This is a genomic window from Nocardia anocheti, assembly GCF_029675105.1.
Taxonomy (GTDB): domain Bacteria; phylum Actinomycetota; class Actinomycetes; order Mycobacteriales; family Mycobacteriaceae; genus Nocardia.
This window is the reverse complement of record NZ_JAQQFV010000006.1, coordinates 430121-448267: the sequence shown is the minus strand read 5'-3', so window position 1 is coordinate 448267 and position 18147 is coordinate 430121. Positions and strand designations below refer to the sequence as shown.

Below are 18147 nucleotides of genomic sequence, written 5' to 3'. Positions count from 1 at the left end.
CGGTGAGCGCCCGAGTCAGCGACGACAGCCGAGTCAGCGACGACAGCCCGAGTGAGCGGTGGGGGCCGAGTCAGCCGTGAGGGCCCGAGTCAGCGGCGGCGCAGCGCCGCGATCCGCTCACCGAGCTGATCGGCGGTGGCCAGCGCGGTCGGCGGACCACCGCATTCACGCCGAAGTTCCCCGTGGATCACCCCGTGCGGCTTGCCGGTGCGGTGGTGGTGCATGGCGACCAGACTGTTGAGCTCGCGGCGCAGTTCGCCGAGCTTGTCGGAGGTGGCGATCCGTTCGGCGACCGCGGCGGGCTGCGGGGCCGCCGCCTCCTGGGCGCTGCGATCGGCCAGCTGACGGGTCTGCCGCTCGCGCAGCAGCGCGCGCATCTGTTCGGCGTCGAGCAGGCCGGGAATGCCCAGGTAGTCGGCCTCCTCGTCGCTGCCCGCGATGGTCGCGGTGCCGAAGGAGGAGCCGTCGTAGATCACCTGGTCGAGTTCGGCGTCGGCGGCCAACGCGACGAAGGACTTCTCCTCCTCGCCGGGCTCGTCCTTGGTCTTGTTCGCGTCGATGAGCAGTTCGTCGTCGAGCGCGTTCTTCTCGCGGTGTGGCTTGCCGATCACGTGGTCGCGCTGCAGTTCCAGCTGCGCGGCCAGGTCCAGCAGCACCGGCACCGAGGGCAGGAACACGCTCGCGGTCTCGCCGGGCCTGCGGGCACGCACGAACCGGCCGATGGCCTGGGCGAAGTACAGCGGGGTCGAGGCGCTGGTCGCGTACACGCCCACGGCCAGGCGCGGCACGTCGACGCCCTCGGACACCATGCGCACCGCCACCATCCACGGCTGGGTGCCCTTGGCGAACTCGTCGATGCGGCTCGAGGACTGCGGGTCGTCGGAGAGCACGACGGCGGGCCGCTCGCCCGAGATGTGTTCGAGCAGTTCGGCGTAGTCGCGGGCACGTTCCTGGTCGGTGGCGATCACCAGGCCGCCCGCGTCGGGGATGCCGGAGGCGCGCAGCTGACGCAGCCGGGTGTCGGCGGCGCGCAGCACCGCCGAGATCCAGTCACCGGCCGGGTCCAGGGCGGTGCGCCAGGCGCGGGCGGTCTGTTCGGCGCTGAGCGGCTCGCCGAGGCGGGCGGTGTGTTCCTCGCCCGCGCTGTCGCGCCAGTGCGCGTCACCGGAGTAGGCCAGGAACACCACCGGGCGCACGACGCCGTCGGCGAGGGCGTCGGCGTAGCCGTAGGAGTGGTCGGCGCGCGAACGCGGGAAACCGGCCTCGTCGGGTTCGTAGGTGACGAACGGGATCTTCGAATCGTCGCTGCGGAACGGGGTTCCGGTCAGCGCGAGGCGGCGGGTGGCGTCGCCGAAGGCCTCCTCGGTGGCCTCGCCCCAGGTCTTGGCGTCGCCCGCGTGGTGGATCTCGTCGAGGATCACCAGCGTACGCCGGTTCTCGGTGCGCACCCGGTGCCGGGTGGGATGCGCGGCGACCTGGGCATAGGTCACCACCACGCCGTGGTAGTCGCCGGAAGTGCCGCCGGTGGAGTTGGAGAAGCGCGAGTCCAGCTGGATGCCCGAGCGGGCGGCCGAGGCGGCCCACTGGTGCTTGAGGTGTTCGGTGGGCGCGACGACGGTGATCTGATCGACCGTGCGATCGGCCAGCAACTCCGCGGCAACGCGCAGCGCGAAGGTGGTCTTACCGGCGCCCGGCGTGGCGACCGCGAGGAAGTCGCGCGGCTTGGTGGCCAGGTACTTCGTCAGCGCGCGCCGCTGCCAGGCGCGCAGGGACCCGCCCGGCACGCCCCCCGCGGCCGTCTCGCCCGGTGTACCCGCTTCTCTCGCCGCTGCGATGCCACCCGACCCAGTCACGCAGACGACCCTAGCCGCCCGAGGCGGCGTGTCGCCAAACCGACGCGGGGTGCGCGACCGGCATCACAAACGAGCCCGAGGTCACCGGCCATTTACCTGTTACCCACCGACACGATGCCCGGGCCGCACCACACGGACCCCCGTCGTGCGGGATGCTGGAGACGAGATGAGCAACGACCAGGTCCGCGCGGCCGACACGCCGCACCCGCCGCAGGCACCCCCGCGCGACGGGTCCGTCGTGCTGCCCACCCCCGCGTCCGGGGCCACCGGGCAACAGCCCCGCGAACACACGCGCGCGGTGCGGTGGCTGCTGACGGCGTGGCGGCTGGTGGTCCGGGTGGCCCAGAAATGCTGGGACAACTCGATCTTCGCCAAGTCGGCCGCCGCCGCCTTCTGGCAGACGTTGTCGCTGGCACCGCTGCTGCTCGGGTTGCTCGGCAGCCTGGGCTATGTCGGCGGACTGTTCGGGCCGGACACGGTCCAGATCGTCGAAGCCAAGATCATCGCGTTCAGCCGGGAGTTCTTCAGTCCGTCGGTGGTCTCGGACCTGATCGAACCGACCGTCGACGACGTGCTCGGGCGCGGGCGGGGCGCGGTGGTCTCGGTGGGTTTCGTGTTGTCGCTGTGGGCCGGGTCCTCCGCCATGGCGACCTTCGTCGACGCCATCGTGGAGGCCCACGGCCAGCAGGACGCCCGGCATCCGGTCTGGCAGCGGATCTTCGCGCTGCTGCTGTACGTGCAGTTCCTGGTGGCGGCGGTGCTGATCCTGCCGCTGATCGCGCTGGGGCCCACCCGGATCGGCCAGGTGCTGCCGGAGAGTTGGCGCGAGCCGGGCCTGCGGCTGATCGACACCTTCTACTACCCGATCGTCGGCATGCTGCTGATCGTCGGGCTGACCACCCTCTACAAGCTGGCGCTGCACAAATCGCTGCCGTGGCACCGGCTCTTCGGCGGTGCCCTGGTGGCGGGGGTGTTCTTCCTGGGCGCCAGCGACCTGCTGCGCCGGTATCTGGCCTGGATCACCGCGACCGGGGTGAGCTACGGCGCGCTGGCCACGCCGATCGCGTTCCTGCTGTTCACCTATTTCCTCGGCTTCGCGGTGATCCTCGGCGCGGAGTTCAACGCGGCGGTGCAGGAGTTCTGGCCCGCCCGCGCGACCAGGATGGAGCAGGTCAAGGAATGGTTGAGCAAGGTCCGCGCCGACGACGACGGACGCGAGTCACCGGCCGACGCCTCCCCCGAGACGTCGGCGGCACCGACCGGGCAGTCCGCTCAGTCGCCCTTGCGCAAGCCGTCGTAGACCTTCTTGCAGTCCGGGCAGACGGGCGAGCCGGGCTTGGGCGAGCGGGTCACCGGGAAGACCTCACCGCACAGGGCGACGACCATGGTGCCCATCACGGCACTCTCGGCGATCCGGTCCTTCTTCACGTAGTGGAAGAACTTGGGGACGTCGTCGCCGGTCGTCTCGTCGGTGGTGGTGTCCGGGCGTACCAGAGTGTCTGTACTCACGCCTTCCATGATGCCGCATCCGTGGCCCGCGCCGCTGACCAGCCGCGTGTGCGCGCCGCGAGCGCGAGTGGAAGACTCGGGGTATGCATTCCGACGGCGACACCTCCGGCGTCGGCGAGCCCACCCCGGACCCGCCGGTGTCCGAGCCCGCCGCGTCCTCTTCCTCGCGCGGGTACTTCCCCGGCGCCGACGCCAAACACCCGGTGCTCATCACCGAGGCGGCGCCGTCGCTCGACGAGCAGCATCGGGCCCGGGTCCGCCGTTACACGATCATCATGGCCTTCCGCATCCCCTGCCTGGTCCTGGCCGCGATCACCTACAGCATGTTCGAGAATCCGCTGATCTCCATCCTGATCATCGTGGCCTCGGTGCCGCTGCCGTGGATCGCGGTGCTCATCGCCAACGACCGGCCCCCGCGTACCAAGAACGAACCGAGCCGCTGGGACGGACGCAACAATCAGATCGCCCTGGAATCGGGGCACCGCAAAGCGATCGACTAGCGCGCCGGGCGGCGCACCAGCATCGACATCAGCGCCGCCGCCCCGCACAGGGCCCCGGCCAGGTACCAGGCCAGGTCGTAGGAGCCCTGCAGATCCCGGACCAGGCCCGCGCCGGTGGCCGCGATCGCGGCGCCGACCTGGTGGGCGGCGAACACCCAGCCGAACGCGATCGGCCCGTCGGCACCGAACAGTTCCCGGCACAGCAGCACCGTCGGCGGGACGGTCGCGATCCAGTCCAGGCCGTAGAACACCACGAACACCCACATGCTGGGCTGGGTGTGTGGGCCCAGCAGCGAGGGCAGGATGAGCAGCGAGAGCCCGCGCAGCGAGTAGTAGCCCAGCAGCAGGTAGCGCGGGTCGACCCGGTCGGAGAGCCAGCCCGAGGCGATGGTGCCCGCCACGTCGAAGATCCCGATCAGGGCCAGCAGCCCGGCGGCGGTGGTCGGCGGCATCCCGTGATCGTGCGCGGCGGTGACGAAGTGTGTGCCGACCAGACCGTTCGTCGACGCCCCGCACACCGCGAAACCCCCGGCCAGCAGCCAGAAGCCCCGCGTGCGCGCGGCGGTCGCCAGTACGCGCAGCGCCCGGCCCGCCCCACCGACGACGGTCACCCGCACGCCCACCTCCGAGCCGGGCGGCGCGCCGTAGGCCCGCACCCCGGCGTCGCTGGGATAGTCGCGCACGAACAACCACACCAGCGGCACCACCGCCAGCGCCACCACCGCGACCAGCACCGAGGGCACCCGCCAGCCGTGGTCGTGCGCCAGCATCGACACCAGCGGCAGGAACACCAGCTGACCGGTCGCGCCCGCGGCGGTGAGCACGCCGGTGACCAGGCCGCGGCTGCGCACGAACCAGCGTCCGGTGATGGTCGCCACGAACGGCATCGACATCGACCCGACTCCGAGCCCGACCAGCAGGCCCCAGGTGGCGACCAGCTGCCACGCCTGGGTCATGAACACCGTGAGACCACTACCCGCCGCGATCAGCACCAGCGCCGCGCAGACCACGCGGCGGATGCCGAAGCGATCCATCAGCGCGGCGGCGAAGGGCGAGATCAGGCCGTAGAGCAGCATGTTCAGCGAGACCGCGGCCGAGATGGTGGCGTGTGACCAGCCGAACTCGGCGTGCAGCGGCTCGATCAGGACACTGGGCACCGAGCGGAACGCGGCGGCGCCGAGCAGGGCCACGAAGCCGACGCCCGCCACGATCCAGGCGGGGTGCGGGCGGAGCGGTCCGGCTTTCCGCGCGCCGAGAGCGGTCTGCGCGGCGTCGGGGCGGGCGGCGCCGGTGCCGGGTCCGGCCACCGGGTCGAGATCGGCGCGGGGCGCGTCGTCGGACGAGGCGGTGGGGACGCCGAGGGGCGGGCGGAGATCGGTCACCGGATCAGGGTGCCGGACGGCGGGACGCGGAACGAGTGGCCGGGATGACATCTTTCGACGAAATCCTGCCAACCCGCTCGCGGCGCGGAAAAGCATCGACAGCGCCGCGCGCACGGCCTACCGTCGGGCAGCGTGACCCGTGCGCGCGGCGACGCGCGACCGATCGATCCACACCGCAAGGGAGACAGCATGATTCGCTGGACCTGGGCATTTCTCGACCGTCCCGCCGCCGGATTCGACGAGTGCGTGCGCTTCTGGGCGACGGTCACCGGCTCGACGGTGTCCGAACCACGCGGCGGGCACGGCGAATTCGTCACCCTGCTGCCCGCCGACGGTCCGGCCTGGCTCAAGATGCAGCGTGTCGGCGACGGCGGCGGCATCCACCTGGACCTCGACGTCGACGACATCGCCGCGGCCGTCGACACCGCGACCGCGCTCGGCGCCCGGGTGGTCACCGTCGCCGAGGACTACACCGTCCTGGAATCCCCCGCCGGACAGACGTTCTGCTTCACCCCCGCCGACAACGGCCCGTCCGCGCGCCCGGAGATCCCGCCGGTCACCGTGTCGAGTGCGCCGGACGGCACGGTCACCCGGCTCGACCAGGTGTGCCTTGACCTGTCCCCGGCCGACCTGGTCGCCGACACCGACTTCTGGCACGCGCTCACCGGCTGGACCCTGCGCCCCGGCCGCCGCGCCGAGTTCTCCCGCCTGCGCGGCCCCGACCAGCCCCTGCACCTGCTGCTCCAGCGCCTCGACGACCCGCGCCCGGCCGACGCGCACGCCGACCTGGCCTCCTCGAACATCGCCGCCACCGCCACCTGGCACGAATCACTGGGCGCGACCCGCGTCGCCGAGCAACCCGGCCAGTGGATCGTGCTGCGCGACCCCGGTGCCACCCACTACTGCGTCACCGCCCGCGACCCCTACACGGGCTGAGCACGGGCCGACTCCCCGTGCGCCCACTGTGCGACCGGGCTGCCGACGGCCTGCGCCTCGTTACCGTGCCCGCGCCTGACCTCCGCGGTCGGACCGGCCCACCGGCGGCCAGGGGCTGGGGACGCACGCGGTTTCCGCACGCGCCGCGACACGTGCTGTAGCTGGCGGTTCGCGTGTCGAGCCGCCCTGGCAGAGTAGGCGGGTGCCTACGAACCCCACCGCGACCGATTCCCTGCTCACCGCGCTGTGCCCCGATCTGCGGACCGCGCTGCTGCGGGTCGGTTATGACGCGGACACCCTCGTCGAGGCGCTGGGAGCCGACGTGCACGCGGCCCTGAGCCGTTCGGAGCCGGTGCCGGTGCGGCGGGCCGCGCGGGCGGCCGGTGAGCTGGGCACCCTCATCCGGCTGCTGCTGCTCGGCGACGCCCTGCCCGCACGCGAGGTCGGCGCGGCGCTGGCGCCGGTGCGCGTGGACGCCGCGATCGCGGCGGGACTGCTGGTGCGTGACGGCGACGAGATCCGGGCCGCGCTGGATCTGCGGCCGCTCGACACCGGCGCGGGCACCCGCTGGATCCTGTCCGACCTCGACGACTCGATGCGCAGGCGGACCCTGACCGAGGATCATGTGCTCGGCGTCGGGCACGCCTCGCTGTCGCTGCTGCGGGCCACGCCCACCGAACGGGTCGGCACCGTGCTGGATCTGGGCACCGGCTGCGGTGTGCAGGCCGTGCACGCGGCGAGCTACGCCGACCGGGTCACCGCCACCGACGTCAACGCCAGGGCACTGTGGCTGGCCGAGGCCACCGCGGCGCTCAACGAGCTCGAGTTCGAACTACTCGAGGGCTCCTGGTTCGAGCCGGTCGCGGGCCGCCGCTTCGACCGGATCGTGGCCAATCCCCCGTTCGTGGTCGGCCCGGCGCGTATCGAGCACACCTACCGCGATTCCGGGCTGGCGCTCGACGGCGCCAGCGAGTTGGTCATCGGACAGGCACCCGAGCTGCTCGTTCCCGGCGGTACCGCGTCCATGCTGGCCGCGTGGGTGCACCTCGACGGCCAGGACTGGCGCCAGCGGGTGTCGTCGTGGCTGCCCGCGCACGGTGTGGACGCCTGGGTGGTGCAGCGCGACGTGGCCGATCCGGCGCTCTACGTCGGCACCTGGCTGCGCGACGCCGGGCTGGACCCGCGCGATCCGGCCGCGCAGGCCCGCGCCGAGCAGTGGCTCGACGCCTTCGACGCCGCCGAGGTGTCCGGTGTCGGGTTCGGCTTCGTCTACCTGCGGTCCATCGACGGACCCACCGAGCTGCTCGCCGAGGACCTCACCCACGGTTTCGACGACCCGCTGGGCGCGGAGGTCGACGGCTACTTCGCCCGGTCGGCCTGGCTGCGCGCGGTCGCGGCCGATCCCGATCTCGCGTGGAACGCCCGGTTCGCCCCGAGCCCGGCGACCGCGCTGGAGCGGATCTCCCTGCCCGGCGAGTCCGGCTGGGAGCAGCGGGTCGCGCGCCTGCACCGCGGCGACGGGCCGCGCTGGCAGCACGAGGTCGACGAGTCCACGATCGCGCTGGTCGCGGGAATGCGACCGGACGGTCTGCCGTTGTCCGAACTGATCGAACTCCTCGCCTTCGCCGACGGCGCCGACGAGGTCACCCCGGAATTCGCCGGACAGGCGCTCGGCGTGGTCAGCGCTCTGGTGCGCCACGGACTGGTGATTCCGGCGTGAGTGGCACGGTGTGCGTGCCCACCGGTTCCCGGTAGCACCGCTTCTCAGGAACTTCTCAGCCGTCGGGGTAGGAATCCGCAGCTCAGCAGCTGTTTACCGACGACGGGATCGGGAACTTTCCTTATGTCGGTTCCGTTGAACGGAGTGAGACACCACCGACAGGAGGCAAGTCATGACAAGCCCCGCCACTACTCGTGTGCGCCCCAGCGAGTCCGATATCGACGCCCAGAGCCCCGCCGCCGACCTGGTACGCGTGTACCTGAACGGGATCGGTCGCACGGCACTGCTCACGGCGGCCGACGAGGTCGAGTTGGCCAAGCGTATCGAGGCGGGCCTGTATGCCCAGCACCTGCTCGAGACCGGTAAGCGGTTATCGGCCACGCGCAAGCGCGACCTGGCGATTCTGGTCCGTGAGGGGCAGGCGGCCCGCTCGCATCTGCTCGAGGCCAATCTGCGTCTGGTCGTCTCGCTGGCCAAGCGCTACACCGGCCGCGGCATGCCGTTGCTCGACCTGATCCAGGAGGGCAACCTCGGGCTGATCCGCGCGATGGAGAAGTTCGACTACGCCAAGGGCTTCAAGTTCTCCACCTACGCCACCTGGTGGATCCGTCAGGCCATCACCCGCGGCATGGCCGATCAGAGCCGCACCATCCGCCTGCCCGTGCACCTGGTCGAACAGGTGAACAAGCTGGCCAGGATCAAGCGCGAACTGCACCAGCAGCTGGGCCGCGAGGCCACCGACGCCGAACTGGCCAACGAGTCGGGTATCCCGGTGGAGAAGATCGCCGACCTGCTCGACCACAGCCGCGACCCGGTGAGTCTGGACATGCCGGTCGGCAACGACGAGGAAGCCCCGCTGGGCGACTTCATCGAGGACTCCGAGGCCACCTCGGCCGAGAGCGCCGTCATCGCGGGCCTGCTGCACCACGACGTGCGCAGCGTCCTGGCGACCCTCGACGAGCGCGAACAGCAGGTCATCCGCCTGCGCTTCGGCCTCGACGACGGCCAGCCGCGCACCCTCGACCAGATCGGCAAGCTGTTCGGCCTCTCGCGCGAGCGGGTGCGTCAGATCGAGCGTGAGGTCATGTCCAAGCTGCGCAAGGGTGAGCGCGCCGATCGGCTGCGTGCCTACGCCAGCTGATCCCTGAGCCCGACGGCCCCGCGGGGTCGTCTTCCGAAACGCCGACCGGTGTCCGCGGCCTGCCTCCTGGCGGGCCACGAGCCGGTCGGCGTTGCCGCGTTCAGGCCAGTCGCCGCGGCCCGGTGTCGAAGCGGCTGGGTTCGGGGCCGATACGCGCGCGGGCGTAGATGATCTCCGCGGAGGCGGGCGCGGCCAGCACCGGGTCGCAGGACAGTTCGCGCAGCTGCGGCAGGTCGTCGAACAGCGCCGAGATCCGTTGCGCGAGTTCGGCCAGCGCGGCCTTGTCGACCCCGGGCCCGCCCGCGCCCCCGGACAGCAGCGGTGCCGCGCGGGGCGCGTCGATCAGGGCCGAGGCCTCCTCGGCGGTCAGCGGCAGTGCCCGATAGGCCCGGTCCCCCAGCAGGTCGATGATCATCCCGGACAGCCCGAACTGGATGACCGAGCCGAAGGAGGGGTCGTCGGTGACCCGCAGCACGCAGCCCACGCCCTTGGTGGCCATCTGCTGCACGTGCAGCAAGGGGTCACCGCAGATCTCCACCAGGTCGGTGTAGGCCTGGCGCACCGCGTCCGGGCCCCACAGATCCAGGCGGACGCCGAGCAGATCGGGGCGCCGCCGCCACAGCTCGCCGGTGGCCTTGGCCGCGACCGGATAGCCGAGTTCGCCCGCTGCCGCGACCGCCTCCTCGGCACTGCGCACCGCCCGGAACGCCACCACCTCGATGCCGTAGCAGCGCAGCAGCCGCACGGCCTCGTCGTCGGTGAGCCAGCGCCCACCCGACTCGGCCAGCCAGCCCTCGACCAGCGCGGCCGCGGCCGCGGTGTCGATGCCCGGTGGCCGCCGTACCGGGGAGACCGGCCGGTCGCGCCATCGCGCGTAGCGTTCGACCCGGGCCAGGGCGCGCGCCGCGCGCTCGGGATCGGGATAGGACGGGATGGACCCGCGCGCGGGGGCGGTGCCGGTGGTGCGGACGGCCAGCAGGCGCGGAATGCCCGATTCGGCGACGAAGGTCGTCAGCACCGGCTTGCCCTGTCCCGGCGCGGACGCGGCGGCCGCGCGCAGGGCGTCGGCGAACCCGCCCATCGGCACCGGCACCGGCGGGGCCACGACGACGATGACGGCGTCCACGTCGTCACCGCGCAGGGCCGCCTGCACCGCCTCGCGGTAGTCGGCGGGCGTGGCCTCCGGGCCCAGATCCACCGGCCCGTCCACCGGCCCCGAGGGCGTGGCACCGGGGCGGGCGCCGCGTTCGGTCGGTCGGGCGCCGGGCCCCCGGTCCACGCGGGTCGCGGGCCGGTGTACGCGCAGGCCCTCGCTGTGCGCGGCGTCGATGGCCAGCCAGTTCAGGGCGGCGCTGTTGCCGATCACCGCCACCCGTGGCCCGCGCGGCAGCGGCTGGGTGGCCAGCAGGGCGGCACAGTCGAACAGTTCGGAGATGGAGTCGACCTGGATGATCCCGGCCTGGGCGAACAGGTCCCGGACCACCGTGCGGTCCATGTCCGCGCCCGCCGCGAGCCTGCCGCTGCTCACCGCCACGATCGGTTTGCCCCGGGCCACCCGGCGCGCCAGCCGCGAGAATTTGCGCGGATTACCGAAGCTCTCCAGGTAGAGCAGGATCACCTCGGTGTCGGCGGCGGTGTCCCAGTACTGCAGCAGGTCGTTGCCCGAGACGTCGGCGCGGTTGCCCGCCGAGACGAAGGTAGACAGGCCCAGGTTGCGCGCGGCGGCCTCGCCCAGGATGGCCGCGCCGAGCGGTCCGGACTGGCAGAAGAACCCGATCCGGCCGCGTTCGGGCAGGACCGGGGCGAGGGTGGCGTTGAGGCCGACCGCGGGATCGGTGTTGGCGATGCCGAGCGCGCTCGGCCCGACCACCCGCATGCCGTGCCCGCGCGCGGCGGCGACCAGGTCGTGCTCGGCGGCCAGACCGTCGGCACCGGTCTCGCCGAAGCCCGCGGTGAGGACCACCAGGCCCTTGACACCTTTGGCCATGCAGTCGTCGAGCACCGCGCCGATCGCGGCGGGCGGCACCGCGACCACCGCCAGGTCCACCTCGCCGGGGATCTCCCGCACCGTGGCGTAGGCGCGCACCCCGCGTACCGAGCGCCGGTTCGGGTTCACCGGGTAGACCGGTCCGCTGAACCCACCGGCCAGCAGGTTGGCCAGCACCGCGCCGCCGACCCTGGCCGGTTCGGGCGAGGCCCCGATCACCGCGACCGAACCCGGGGCGAGCAGGTTGCCGACGCTGCGCGCCTCCGAGGCCGCCTCGCGCGAATCCCGCACGGTCCGCAGCGCTTCGGTGGGGTCGATGGCGAATTCCAGATGGACCTCGGCCCCGTCGCGGCTGCGTTGCAGCTGATAGCCCGCCTCGCGGAAGACGGTGATCATCCCCTCGTTCTCGGCCAGCACCTCGGCCACGAAGGCGACCACCTCGTTCTCGGCCGCGGCGCCCGCGAGATGTTCCAGCAGTACCGAACCGAGGCCGCGCCCCTGGTGCTCGTCGGCCACGACGAAGGCCACCTCCGCCGCGCGCGGGCCGGGGCGGTCCAGCAGCTCGTAGCGCGCCACGGCGATAATCGCGTCACCGAGCACCGCCACCAGCCCGACCCGGTCGTGGTAGTCCACGTGTGTGGTGCGGTACATGTCCTTGGGCGAGATGCGCGGGTACGGACCGAAATAGCGCAGGTACCGGGTGCGTTCGGACAGGCCGGTGTGGAAGACGTCCAGCGCCTCGGCGTCGGCGGGCACGATCGGCCGGATCCGCACCACGCCACCGTCGGCGGCGAGCACATCGCCGAACCACTGCGGCGGGGGCGCGGGCGGATTCGCCGGGGTGTCGGGGGTGTCGGGCAGCAGGGGCTCAGTCACGAGGGTCCTCCGGGTCCAGGCCGAGCAGGCCGAAACTCGCGCGCCGGGTGGCGGTGATGGCGGTGTCGACCGCGCGCTGGGCCCGGATCTGGTCCGCGTCGCCGATCTCCGGGGTACCACCGGGACCGTCCCAGTGCCGGTAGGCGGTGTCGCCCCCGTCACCCATGGTCGTCGGCGGCTGCACGCGCGGAGCGGCCGCGCGCACCTGATCGATCCAGTCGGTGGGGATCGGGGTCTCCGGGGCCAGCGGCCGATCCAGCGCGGCGGCCAGCAGGTGGGTCCAGGCCCGGGGAACCACCCGCACCACGCCGTAGCCGCCCCCGCCGATCGCCAGCCAGCGACCCTCGGCGTAGCGGTCGGCGAGTTCGCGCATGGCCAGGAAGGCCGCGCGCTGGCCGTCCACGGTGAGTTCCAGGTCCGCGAGCGGGTCTTCCCGGTGGGTGTCCACACCACACTGGCTGACGATGATCTGCGGCCCGAACGCGGCGACCGCGCCCGGCACCACCGCGTGGAAACCGCGCAGCCACTGGGCATCCCGGGTTCCGGGCAGCAGCGGCAGATTGATCGAGGTGCCCTCGGCCTCGCCGACACCGGTCTCCTCCGGCCAGCCGGTGTTGGGCCACAACGTCGCCGGATGCTGGTGCAGGGAGATGGTGAGAACCCTCGGGTCGCCGTAGAACGCGCGCTGCACGCCGTCGCCGTGGTGGACGTCGACATCCAGATAGGCGATGCGGTCGAAGCCGTGGTCGAGCAGCCACGAGATGGCGATCGCCGCGTCGTTGTACACGCAGAACCCCGCCGCCGAATCGGGCATGGCGTGGTGCATTCCACCGCCGATGCTCACCGCGCGCCGCGTGCGACCGGCCGCGATCTCCGCGGCCGCGGCCAGGGTGCCGCCGACGATCACCGAGGCCGCCTCGTGCATCTGAGGGAAGATCGGGTTGTCCGCGGTGCCCAGCCCGTAGCGGGTGTCCTCGGCCGAGGGCGGCCCCGCTCCGGCCCGCCGCACCGCCTCGATGTAAGAACTGGTGTGTACCCGCATGAGTTCCGCGCGGGTCGCCGCACCGGGGGTCAGCAGCTCGACACCGTCGAGCAGGCCCAGACTTTCGGCCAGCGACATGGTGAACTGCAGGCGCGCCGGTTTCATCGGATGCTCCGGGCTCCACGTGTACCCGAGGAATCGCTCGGTCCAGACGACGGTGCCGGGGTCGACGCGGCGCGGCGATGTGACCATGCCCGCCACGCTAGCCGGAAGCAGCGGACCCCGTGCGGCGTTGACATGCAGTAGAAATAGGGCCGCCGGTCCAGCGGGCGAACAGGTGTTCGCGCGCGGGTAGAATTCCTGCCGACGAAGGGGTAACAGGTGAAGGATCTGGTCGACACCACGGAGATGTATCTCCGTACCATCTACGACCTCGAGGAGGAGGGCGTCGTGCCGCTGCGCGCGCGCATCGCCGAACGCCTCGAGCAGAGTGGTCCGACGGTGAGCCAGACAGTCGCGCGGATGGAGCGCGACGGACTGCTGCTCGTCGCGGGCGACCGCCACCTCGAACTGACCGACAAGGGCCGCTCGATGGCCATCGCGGTGATGCGCAAGCACCGCCTCGCCGAGCGACTGCTCGTCGACATCATCGGCCTCGACTGGGAGAACGTGCACGCCGAGGCGTGTCGCTGGGAGCACGTGATGAGCGAGGAGGTGGAGCGGCGCCTGATCGAGGTGCTCAACCATCCGACCACCTCGCCCTACGGCAACCCCATCCCCGGCCTCGACGAACTGGGCCTCGGTGACGCCCCCGCCGCCGAGGAGACCCTGGTGCGCCTGTCGGATCTGCCCAACGGCGCGCTGCACGCGGTGGTCGTGCGCAGGCTCGCCGAGCACATCCAGACCGATCCCGAGGTCATCGGCAGGCTGCGCGAGGCCGGTGTGGTGCCGGACGCGCGTGTCACCGTGGAGACCAAGCCGGGCGCGGTGCTGATCACGGTGCCGGGACACAGCGGTTTCGAACTGTCCGAGGAGATGGCGCACGCCGTCCAGGTGAGGCTGGTCTGATCCGTGAAACTCCTGGTCACCGGCGGAGCCGGCTATGTGGGCGGCGTCTGCGCCGCGGTCCTGCTCGAACAGGGCCACGAGGTGGTCGTCGTCGACGATCTGTCGACCGGTAACGCCGCGGGTGTGCCCGAGGGCGCGCGGTTCGTCCAGGGCGACATCGCCGACGCCGCGCCGGAGCTGCTGCGGGCCGAACCCTTCGACGGTGTCCTGCATTTCGCGGCGCAGTCGCTGGTGGGCGAGTCGGTGGAGCAACCGGCGAAGTACTGGCACGGCAACGTGGTCAAGACGCTGACGCTGCTCGAGGCGATCCGCGAGACCGGCACCCCGCGCCTGGTGTTCTCCTCCACCGCCGCGGTGTACGGCGAGCCGGAGCAGGTGCCGATCACCGAGACCGCGCCGACCCGCCCGACCAACCCGTACGGCGCGAGCAAGCTGGCGATCGACCACGCCATCACCTCCTACGCGGTGGCGCACGGTCTGGCGGCGACGAGCCTGCGCTACTTCAATGTGGCGGGCGCCTACGGCGGACTCGGTGAGAACCGGGTCGTGGAAACACATCTGATCCCCCTCGTGTTGCAGGTGGCCCTGGGTCACCGCAAGGCCATCTCGGTCTACGGCACCGACTGGCCCACGGCCGACGGCACCTGTGTGCGCGACTACATCCACATCCGTGATCTGGCGCAGGCGCATCTGCTGGCGTTGGGTTCCTCGCAGCCGGGCAGCCACCGGATCCTCAATCTGGGTTCGGGCACGGGATTCTCGGTGCGCGAGGTGATCTCGGCGTGCGAGCGGGTGACCGGTCTGCCGATCGAGGCGATCGACGCCCCGCGCCGCGCCGGTGACCCGGCCGTGCTGATCGCGTCGAGCGAACGCGCGGTGGCGGAGCTGGGCTGGCGGCCCGAGCACAACGATCTCGACGAGATCGTCACCGACGCCTGGGAATTCCTGCGTTCGCTGGGTGACGCGGCGCACAGCGCCCGCTGAGCACACCGACGCGGGTTCACGGCGCGACCGGGCCGATGTCGACGCCGAGATCGGCGGCGATCTGGTGGCCGCAGTGGGCGAGTTTGCGCAGGCGTTCGGGACGCAGCCCGCTCTGCAGCGAGGTCTCCAGCAGCACCGCCATGGGGTGCGTGGAGTCGGCGTCCACCGCGGCGGCCAGCGCGATGCCCGCGAACGGGCCGTCCCCGCGCAGGTAGGCGCTGAAGCCCAGCAGGGCGGCGGCTTCGGCCCGGTCCGTGCCGGGGGTGGCCCTGGCCAGCTGTGCCCACAACTGTTCGGCGGCCTCGGCGTGGTCGCCCAGTGCCAGCCCGTACATCGCGTCGCGGATCGGCCGGTCGCGCAGGATGGCGGCCAGCCGGGCCAGTTCCCGCTCGTCGCGCGGTGCCCCGGACTCGGTGTCGGCGATCTGCCAGAGCACCCATTCCAGCGCGCGCCGCTGGAACGCCAGGCCCTGGTCGGTCCGTTGCGCGGCGGCGAGCCGCTCGCGGTAGTGCCGCACCGCCGGGTCGAGCAGTGGTCGCAGCCGCGCGCCACGCAGCTCGTCGGGGGCGACCATGGCCGTCAATTCGGTGCGTGAGCGGCGGATCTGTCTGCCGTCGACGACCTGTGACACCGCGATCATCGAGGCCGCCGGATCGCCGACGTACCCGTCCGCGCCCGGCTCGAACAGATTGCGATACCGCTGCCCCGCCGCGATGGCCGGAACCGACCAGGCGCCGCGTACGGCGATCCCCTCGGCACCGAGCGCGTCGAGCAGCACGGCGGTCCGCAGCAGGGCCGCCGCCGAGGACGGCGCGCGATCGTCGACGACGACGGCCAGCACACCGGTCCCCCGCTCACGGACCACCACACCACTCACGCAGGCGGTGAACTGTTCGATGTGGCGCGGATCGCCCGCGCCGTCGAGGTCGAAGCGGACTACAGCCTCGATCGCCGCACCGCCCACCTGGCCCGGCCCGTGCAGCACGGCCACGACCAGGGAGCGTTCGGGAACGAATCCGAGCATGGCGGGCAGCGCGGCGATCAGTTCGCCCGCGTCGGCCACCCGCAGGAGTCTGCGCGGGATCTCACCGGGGTAGGCGGGGGTCGATTCGGCGCAGGCCAGCGCTCGGGGGAAGGGTCCGGTGCGCGAGGTCCGGCGGGGCGAGTTCGTCGAAGAGGTCATGGCTCCACGGTGCGCCGTGGCCACCACCACTCGATCGGTGTGACCTGGGCTTTCAGCGCCCCTGTGGACAGAGATTCGCCTGTGGAATTCCGGCGCTCCCGGTCGACGCCGCGGGGCGGATCTGTCGGACCGGCGTGGTAGGCGCCGAGTTCACTCGCCGCGCACCGACCGCACGGTCGTCGCGAACAGCTCGTCCACCGCGGCCGTATCGGGTGCGGTGTCGCCGAATGTCATGGAGGTCACCGTGATTCGCACGTCGCCGAGCTGGCCGACCGAGGTCCGCATGGTCTGGGTCAGTCCGGCACCACCCACCTCGGGAACGACGGTGCGCCGCAACGACACCGCGTCGTCGGCCCCGTCGGGCACCGACTGATCGAGCGTGGTGGACACCACCGTTTCCGCTCCGGCCCGGCTGACCCGGATCTGCTCGCATCCCGCGAGCCGGTCCCGCAGCGCGTCCATCGTCTCCGACGTGCGCGACAGTTCGACGGTCAGGGAAGTCCTGGTCGCGTCGTCGGTGCCGACGGCCACCGCCGCCGGTTCGGCGCCGGGTTCGGGCTCGGGCGGGGTGCACGTGGCCGGGCGCACGGTCGCCCCTGCCCCCACCCCGTCGAGGTCGCCCGCGGCCGCCGCGGCCGCCTGTGGCGGGAGCACCACCGCCGGATAGCGGGCCGGAAACCGGTCGGGGGCGGGCAGCAGATCGACGAGCGCGCCCTCGACGTGCCGCACGGCGACCGCGCTGCCCGCGACGGGCGTCCCGCTGACGCTCTGACCGCATCCGGCCAGCACCGCGACCGCGCCGACGGCCACACCGCACAGCAGCCCCCGGACAGCCCACAGCGCCCGGTCCGGTGTCGTCTCCGCCACGTTCACACCCTCCACTGTGCCGCACCGCGCGGATCCGGCCCCGGCCGCCACGCCGGGAATTCCGCGGCCGTACGCGCTGTTGTGCATCGGAGACGAGCCGTCCTCCGGCCGTGTGCGAGGCGAGTGCTCGTATGGGGGACAATGGAGAACGCCTCCCCCGCCGCGAGCGTTGGTGGACCGCGCAGGAAGGAGAACCGCGATGGATGACCAGTCGCACATGTACGAGCTGGAGTTCCCGGCACCGCAGCTGTCCTCGGAAGACGGTGCGGGCCCGGTGCTGGTGCACGGCCTGGAGGGCTTCACCGACGCCGGTCACGCCGTCCGCCTGGCGACCACACACCTGCGCGAGAGCCTCGAATCCGAGCTCGTCGCCTCTTTCGACGTCGACGAGTTGCTCGATTACCGCTCCCGTCGTCCCCTGATGACGTTCAAGACCGATCATTTCTCCGACTACGCCGAGCCGGAACTGAACCTGTGGGCGCTGCGCGACACCGCGGGCACCCCGTTCCTGCTGCTGTCGGGCCTGGAACCGGATCTGCGCTGGGAGAAGTTCACCACCGCGGTGCGGCTACTGGCCGAACAGCTCGGCGTGCGCCGCACGATCGGCCTGTCGGCCATCCCGATGGCCATTCCGCACACCCGCCCGCTGGGTGTCACCGCGCATTCCTCGGACCGCTCGCTGATCGGTGAGCACCAGCGCTGGCCCGGCGAGCTGCAGGTGCCGGGTAGTGCCTCCTCGCTGCTGGAATTCCGGATGGCCCAGCACGGGCACGAGTCGGTCGGGTTCTCGGTGCACGTGCCGCACTATCTGGCGCAGACCGACTACCCCGAGGCCGCGCAGACGCTGCTGGAGAACGTCGCCGAGAACGCCGGACTCGAGCTGCCGCTGGCGGCGCTGGGTGAGGCCGCCGCGCGGGTGCGCGAGCAGGTCGCCGAGCACATCGCGGGCAACGAGGAGGTCGAGACGGTGGTCCACGCGCTGGAACGCCAGTACGACAGCTTCGTGACCGCCCAGGAGGGTCAGTCGAGTTTGCTGGCCGGTGACGGCGAGCTGCCCAGCGGCGACGAACTGGGCGCCGAGTTCGAGCGTTTCCTGGCCGAACAGGGTGGTTACGGCGACACCGCCGCCGACGGCAAGGACTGAGCCACCGACCCACTA

Annotated in this window: 15 protein-coding genes; 8 read left to right on the top strand and 7 right to left on the bottom strand. The window is 72.0% G+C overall.

Features of this window, described 5'->3' with window-relative positions; translation table 11 throughout:
* Positions 1 to 89 precede the first annotated feature (89 nt).
* Positions 90 to 1835 (bottom strand): DEAD/DEAH box helicase, encoded by a 1746-nt coding sequence (locus QC180_RS18690; protein WP_474646485.1) that lies wholly within the window; start codon positions 1833 to 1835, stop codon positions 90 to 92.
* 184 nt (positions 1836 to 2019) lie between these two features.
* Here QC180_RS18690 and QC180_RS18685 point away from each other — a divergent pair, with 184 nt between their 5' ends.
* Positions 2020 to 3153 carry a YihY/virulence factor BrkB family protein gene (locus QC180_RS18685; RefSeq protein WP_278264027.1) on the top strand — a complete coding sequence of 378 codons (1134 nt, stop codon included), beginning with the start codon at positions 2020 to 2022 and terminating at the stop codon, positions 3151 to 3153.
* Here the strand turns inward: QC180_RS18685 and QC180_RS18680 are convergent.
* On the bottom strand, positions 3126 to 3362 hold the full coding sequence (locus QC180_RS18680) for a DUF3039 domain-containing protein (protein WP_278264026.1): 237 nt from the start codon (positions 3360 to 3362) through the stop codon (positions 3126 to 3128). The two genes, QC180_RS18685 and QC180_RS18680, sit on opposite strands and share 28 nt — an antisense overlap.
* Positions 3363 to 3445: 83 nt before the next feature.
* Between QC180_RS18680 and QC180_RS18675 the strand changes: the two genes are divergently transcribed.
* Positions 3446 to 3862: a DUF3099 domain-containing protein gene (locus QC180_RS18675; protein WP_278264025.1), complete on the top strand. Its 417-nt coding sequence runs from the start codon at positions 3446 to 3448 to the stop codon at positions 3860 to 3862.
* Here the strand turns inward: QC180_RS18675 and QC180_RS18670 are convergent.
* On the bottom strand, positions 3859 to 5244 hold the full coding sequence (locus tag QC180_RS18670) for an MFS transporter (RefSeq protein WP_474646477.1): 1386 nt from the start codon (positions 5242 to 5244) through the stop codon (positions 3859 to 3861). The two genes, QC180_RS18675 and QC180_RS18670, sit on opposite strands and share 4 nt — an antisense overlap.
* 189 nt (positions 5245 to 5433) lie before the next feature.
* Between QC180_RS18670 and QC180_RS18665 the strand changes: the two genes are divergently transcribed.
* The 3 genes from QC180_RS18665 to QC180_RS18655 all read left to right on the top strand — a co-directional run bounded on the left by QC180_RS18665 (position 5434) and on the right by QC180_RS18655 (position 9041).
* Positions 5434 to 6180: a VOC family protein gene (locus QC180_RS18665; protein WP_278264024.1), complete on the top strand. Its 747-nt coding sequence runs from the start codon at positions 5434 to 5436 to the stop codon at positions 6178 to 6180.
* 202 nt (positions 6181 to 6382) lie between these two features.
* Positions 6383 to 7900 (top strand): DUF7782 domain-containing protein, encoded by a 1518-nt coding sequence (locus QC180_RS18660; protein WP_278264023.1) that lies wholly within the window; start codon positions 6383 to 6385, stop codon positions 7898 to 7900.
* A gap of 172 nt (positions 7901 to 8072) precedes the next feature.
* Positions 8073 to 9041 (top strand): sigma-70 family RNA polymerase sigma factor, encoded by a 969-nt coding sequence (locus QC180_RS18655; protein WP_022566390.1) that lies wholly within the window; start codon positions 8073 to 8075, stop codon positions 9039 to 9041.
* A 100-nt stretch (positions 9042 to 9141) separates the two neighbouring features.
* Here QC180_RS18655 and QC180_RS18650 read toward each other — a convergent pair whose 3' ends face one another.
* Both QC180_RS18650 and QC180_RS18645 read right to left on the bottom strand, forming a co-directional pair.
* On the bottom strand, positions 9142 to 11904 hold the full coding sequence (locus QC180_RS18650) for a bifunctional acetate--CoA ligase family protein/GNAT family N-acetyltransferase (protein WP_474646476.1): 2763 nt from the start codon (positions 11902 to 11904) through the stop codon (positions 9142 to 9144).
* Positions 11897 to 13138 carry an acetoin utilization protein AcuC gene (locus tag QC180_RS18645; protein ID WP_278264022.1) on the bottom strand — a complete coding sequence of 414 codons (1242 nt, stop codon included), beginning with the start codon at positions 13136 to 13138 and terminating at the stop codon, positions 11897 to 11899. Before QC180_RS18645 ends, QC180_RS18650 begins: the two co-directional genes overlap by 8 nt.
* Before the next feature lie 129 nt (positions 13139 to 13267).
* On the opposite strand from QC180_RS18645, the gene QC180_RS18640 reads away from it, so the two are divergent.
* Both QC180_RS18640 and galE read left to right on the top strand, forming a co-directional pair.
* Entirely contained in the window at positions 13268 to 13954 is a 687-nt protein-coding gene (locus tag QC180_RS18640; RefSeq protein WP_278264021.1) for an iron-dependent transcriptional repressor DtxR, read from the top strand.
* Between the two features lie 3 nt (positions 13955 to 13957).
* Positions 13958 to 14938: a UDP-glucose 4-epimerase GalE gene (gene galE / locus QC180_RS18635; RefSeq protein ID WP_278264020.1), complete on the top strand. Its 981-nt coding sequence runs from the start codon at positions 13958 to 13960 to the stop codon at positions 14936 to 14938.
* Between the two features lie 16 nt (positions 14939 to 14954).
* On the opposite strand, the gene QC180_RS18630 is transcribed toward galE, so the two are convergent.
* Together QC180_RS18630 and QC180_RS18625 are read right to left on the bottom strand one after the other, a co-directional pair.
* Positions 14955 to 16121 carry a DUF4192 domain-containing protein gene (locus QC180_RS18630; RefSeq protein WP_278264019.1) on the bottom strand — a complete coding sequence of 389 codons (1167 nt, stop codon included), beginning with the start codon at positions 16119 to 16121 and terminating at the stop codon, positions 14955 to 14957.
* A gap of 150 nt (positions 16122 to 16271) precedes the next feature.
* Positions 16272 to 16994, bottom strand: coding sequence for a sensor domain-containing protein (locus QC180_RS18625; protein WP_278264018.1), 723 nt, complete (start codon positions 16992 to 16994; stop codon positions 16272 to 16274).
* Positions 16995 to 17187: 193 nt separating this feature from the next.
* Between QC180_RS18625 and QC180_RS18620 the strand changes: the two genes are divergently transcribed.
* Positions 17188 to 18132 carry a proteasome assembly chaperone family protein gene (locus QC180_RS18620; protein ID WP_278264017.1) on the top strand — a complete coding sequence of 315 codons (945 nt, stop codon included), beginning with the start codon at positions 17188 to 17190 and terminating at the stop codon, positions 18130 to 18132.
* Positions 18133 to 18147: the final 15 nt, after the last annotated feature.

Coding starts and splice junctions, on each gene's coding strand:
- QC180_RS18675 (WP_278264025.1), top strand. CDS start 3,446: ATGCATTCCGACGGCGACACCTCCGGCGTCGGCGAGCCCACCCCGGAC.
- QC180_RS18655 (WP_022566390.1), top strand. CDS start 8,073: ATGACAAGCCCCGCCACTACTCGTGTGCGCCCCAGCGAGTCCGATATC.
- QC180_RS18685 (WP_278264027.1), top strand. CDS start 2,020: ATGAGCAACGACCAGGTCCGCGCGGCCGACACGCCGCACCCGCCGCAG.
- QC180_RS18620 (WP_278264017.1), top strand. CDS start 17,188: ATGGATGACCAGTCGCACATGTACGAGCTGGAGTTCCCGGCACCGCAG.
- QC180_RS18645 (WP_278264022.1), bottom strand. CDS start 13,138: ATGGTCACATCGCCGCGCCGCGTCGACCCCGGCACCGTCGTCTGGACC.
- QC180_RS18665 (WP_278264024.1), top strand. CDS start 5,434: ATGATTCGCTGGACCTGGGCATTTCTCGACCGTCCCGCCGCCGGATTC.
- QC180_RS18630 (WP_278264019.1), bottom strand. CDS start 16,121: ATGACCTCTTCGACGAACTCGCCCCGCCGGACCTCGCGCACCGGACCC.